The sequence below is a fragment of the Streptomyces sp. NPDC041796 genome, assembly GCF_055590785.1.
This window is the reverse complement of sequence record NZ_JBVJAH010000093.1, coordinates 1-2,117: the sequence shown is the minus strand read 5'-3', so window position 1 is coordinate 2,117 and position 2,117 is coordinate 1. Positions and strand designations below refer to the sequence as shown.

2 protein-coding genes and 2 pseudogenes are annotated in these 2,117 nt (G+C 65.5%); 3 read left to right on the top strand and 1 reads right to left on the bottom strand.

Annotation, left to right across the window (positions count from 1 at the left end; all coding sequences use genetic code 11):
• A pseudogene (locus tag ACZ6C1_RS38985) lies at positions 1 to 358 on the bottom strand (DDE-type integrase/transposase/recombinase); the annotation flags it as partial.
• Positions 359 to 705: 347 nt separating this feature from the next.
• Here ACZ6C1_RS38985 and ACZ6C1_RS38980 point away from each other — a divergent pair.
• The 3 genes and pseudogenes from ACZ6C1_RS38980 to ACZ6C1_RS38970 form a co-directional block, all read left to right on the top strand.
• Positions 706 to 1,560 (top strand): IS5 family transposase, encoded by an 855-nt coding sequence (locus tag ACZ6C1_RS38980; RefSeq protein ID WP_469247769.1) that lies wholly within the window; start codon positions 706 to 708, stop codon positions 1,558 to 1,560.
• Entirely contained in the window at positions 1,557 to 1,958 is a 402-nt protein-coding gene (locus ACZ6C1_RS38975) for a hypothetical protein (RefSeq protein ID WP_469247767.1), read from the top strand. The genes ACZ6C1_RS38980 and ACZ6C1_RS38975 overlap by 4 nt, the downstream gene beginning before the upstream one ends.
• Positions 1,959 to 1,995: 37 nt before the next feature.
• Positions 1,996 to 2,117, top strand: a pseudogene (locus ACZ6C1_RS38970) (IS5/IS1182 family transposase); the annotation flags it as partial.

Below are 2,117 nucleotides of genomic sequence, written 5' to 3'. Positions count from 1 at the left end.
ACCTTCTGCTTCTGATCTCGTCCCATCGCATCCCTCTGTGATCAAGGTGTTGCGACGACCAGTTGAATCCGCCTTGCGACCCCGCGTCCGAGTGGTGGATCAACTCGCCTGGCTGGACGGGGTGCTGGTCGCGGTCGCGCTGCCAGATCGCCATCTCCAGGGCGTCCAGCACGAAGACCGTCTCCTTCACGGTGGCCGCGGACCAGCCGACGATCCGGCGGGAGAAGGTGTCCACGACGAACGCCACATAGACGATGCCGGCCCAGGTCTTCACGTGGGTGAAGTCCGCGACCCAGCAGCGGTTCGGGGCGACGGCGACGAAGTCCCGGTCCACAAGGTCCGGGGCCCGGTCGGCCTTCCGCCCGGGAGCGTGGTGATCACGCGTTTGCCGCGGACCGCGCCGGCGATGCCGACAGGTATTTGCGGACTGTCCGACGGTTCAGCCCAGTCTCCTTCGTGATCTCCGACAGGCTGATCGCACCAGACTCAAACAGCCCGCGAAACCGACGAAGATCCAACCACCGGTGCGGGTCCAAAACCATGATCAAACACCCTCTGCCGCCCATACAGACCAAGCAGCAGAGTGCCCACCACGGACTCTCAGTGGGCGTTAAGTCCGATCTTCATGGGTCCGTGATCGCTCGATCGTGGTACTGATCGTCACGCCAACCACATGCTGGGCATGTCCATGCGGAGATGCAGGGTATGGAGCGAGAGCCATACCCCAGCGACTTATCGGACGAGCAGTGGCTGTTGATCGAGCCGATGATCACTGCCTGGAAGCAGGACCGGGTGGCGCGGTCGGCGACCGGAAACCCCGGGGCCTGTGACCTGAGGGAGGTCGTGAACGCGATCTTCTACCAGAACCGGACGGGCTGCCAGTGGCGCTATCTGCCCCACGACCTCCCGGCCTGGTCAGCGGTGTTCTACTACTTCGGGCTGTGGCGCAAGGACGGTCTCGACCAGCGGATCCAGGAACTCCTGCGCTGCCAGGTGCGCGAGAGAGCCCGCCGATTAGAGGACCCGTCCCTCGTGATCATCGACACCCAGTCCGTCCGCGCGGCCGCCGGTGTTCCGAAGAGCACGACGGGACTGGACGCCAACAAGAAGGTGTCGGGCCGCAAACGGGGACTGGCTGTGGACGTCTTGGGGCTGGTCATCGGCGTCGTCGTGCTGGCCGCATCCGCCCACGACAATACCGCCGGCACCGCCCTGCTCGACCAGGCCGCCGAGCGGTGCGGCAACCGCCTGGAGAAGGCCCTGGTGGACCAGGGCTTCAAAGACCAGGTCATCATCCACGGGGCCCTGCTGGAAATCGACGTCGAGGTCGTCCGCCGCAACCCCGAAGACCAGGGCAAAGGCTTCGTCCCGCAGCCGAAGCGATGGATTGTCGAGCAGGTCAACGGCACGTTGATGCTGCACCGCCGCCTGGCCCGCGAGTACGACCACCGCCCCGACACCTCCACCTCGCGCGTCTACTGGGCCTCCATCGCGAACATGACCCGCCGACTCACCACACCCACCCTGGCCTGGCGCGACACCCTCGGACTGGCCGCATGAACATCATCGAGCTCCTGGCCGACCTCCAGACCCAGCACGACGAGACCACGGCCCGGGTCGGCGAACTACGCGACGAGATCGAGCACTTGACCGCAACGCTGGCCGAGACCGAAGCGCGACTCGCGGACCTGGCCACCACCCGGAAGGTCATTGCCGAACTCACACCGGCTGGCGTCGGCGTACCCGAACCGCCCGAGACGAACACCGCCTACCAGGCCATCGTGAACACCTTCAACCAGCACCCCGACCAGGAGTTCCGAGCCCGTGAACTACACGAACTCCTCGGCATGCCCACCGACGAGGCATCCGTCAACATCACCCGCAGCCGTCTCGGACGTCTCACCCGCCAAGGCTTCCTCACCCAGCCCGGACGAGGCCGCTACCAGAAACGGACTTAGACCGTGTCCTACGTGGTGAGGCGTCGTTGACCTCGGTATGGGGCGGGGCACGTGGAGTTGGATTGTTCCGGATGGGTTGTGGGAGATCGCGAAGCCGCTGATCCCTCCGTCGAGGGTGCGGCCTCAGGGCGGCGGAACACAGGACACGCCTGATGAGAC

Bases quoted from the DNA above. Each gene is read 5' to 3' on its own strand.
- ACZ6C1_RS38980 (WP_469247769.1), top strand. From the start codon at position 706: ATGGAGCGAGAGCCATACCCCAGCGACTTATCGGACGAGCAGTGGCTG.
- ACZ6C1_RS38975 (WP_469247767.1), top strand. From the start codon at position 1,557: ATGAACATCATCGAGCTCCTGGCCGACCTCCAGACCCAGCACGACGAG.